Annotated in this window: 1 protein-coding gene; it reads left to right on the top strand. The window is 29.3% G+C overall.

The window, feature by feature from the left end:
* The coding region (locus tag ACREWB_RS16150; RefSeq protein WP_431548493.1) for an IS4 family transposase at positions 1 to 1,257 on the top strand (1,257 nt) is incomplete at its 5' end.
* Positions 1,258 to 1,339 lie beyond the last annotated feature (82 nt).

The raw sequence follows: 1,339 nt of genomic DNA, 5'->3' as shown, positions 1-1,339 counted from the left end.
GACATTTTTTGTTATCTATTGCAGCTAGTTTACACTGGTAAAAGTATGTATATGACTTATCAAACTAAAAGTGATGAGCCTAAATTTGGAAAAGATACCGTGTATAGATTTTTAAATTCTATGTACATAAACTGGCAAACATTTTTACTACGACTATCAGGAACTGTTATTAAAACACATTTATCAAACTTAACTTCAGAGGATCGTCTGAATGCTCTTATTGTCGATGATTCATTTTATGGTAGAACTAGAAGCAAAAAAGTTGAATTATTATCTAACGTTTTTGATCACGCAAGCAAAGGTACAAAATATAAAAGAGGTTTTAGAATGCTTACAACTGGCTGGACTGATGGAAATACATTCGTACCTCTTTCATTTAATTTACAAAGTTCAGAGAAAGAAAAGAATAGGTTTTGTGAAATGAAGGAAGGACTAAATAAAAATTCTATTGCTTTTAAACGTAGAAAACAAGCAATCTCAAAGTCTACTGACGTCATGATTGAAATGCTTAAAACCATTGTAAAGGCTGGTATACCTGCAAAACATGTATTGTTTGATAGTTGGTTTTCTTATCCTTCTACAATAATAAAAATACTTGAACTTAAATTACATACTATAGGTAGGCTTAAAAATACTACTAAAATAAAATATATTTTTAACGGTGAAAGAAAAACATTATCTCAAATATATAAATCAATGAAAAAACGACCAGGAAGATCAAAGTATCTTTTATCAGTAATGGCACAAATTTATGATGCAGATGATAATAAATTGGATGTAAAACTAGTTTTTGTTCGGGACCGTAATGACAAAAAGAAATGGATCGGATTCATTTGTACTGATTTAAGCCTAACAGAAGAACAGATTATTGCTCTTTATGGAAAAAGATGGTCGATAGAAGTTTTCTTTAAAATATGTAAATCTTATCTAAATCTTGGAAAAGAATTTCAAGGTATTTCTTATGATTCAATGATTGCACACACTACAATTGTCATGACCAGATATATAATGCTAGCTGTAGAAAATAGAAATAATAAGGATGAACGCACCATGGGTGAATTATTTTTTCTTATTCACGATGAACTTCAAGATGTAAATTTTTCAGAAGTTTTAAGAGTTATTCTCGATATACTAAAAGAAGTTCTACAGGATTTATTGTTTTTAACTGACGAGCAAATAGATAAATTTATTGATAATTTCATGTTAAAACTACCTAAACATTTTGCTGAGAAATTTAGTGTTAAAAAAGTAGCTTAAAAGCAAATGTTAATACTATTTTAAGCTACACAAGCACTTATACATAAGGGGTTTAAGGCGATTCTGTCCTGCGAAGTATGAG

Origin of the sequence: Clostridium sp., from assembly GCF_050717635.1 — a bacterium.
Taxonomy (GTDB): Bacteria; Bacillota; Clostridia; order Clostridiales; family Clostridiaceae; genus Clostridium_AD.
The sequence above is the reverse complement of the archived record's forward strand: the minus strand, read 5'-3'. Positions and strand labels throughout refer to the sequence as shown.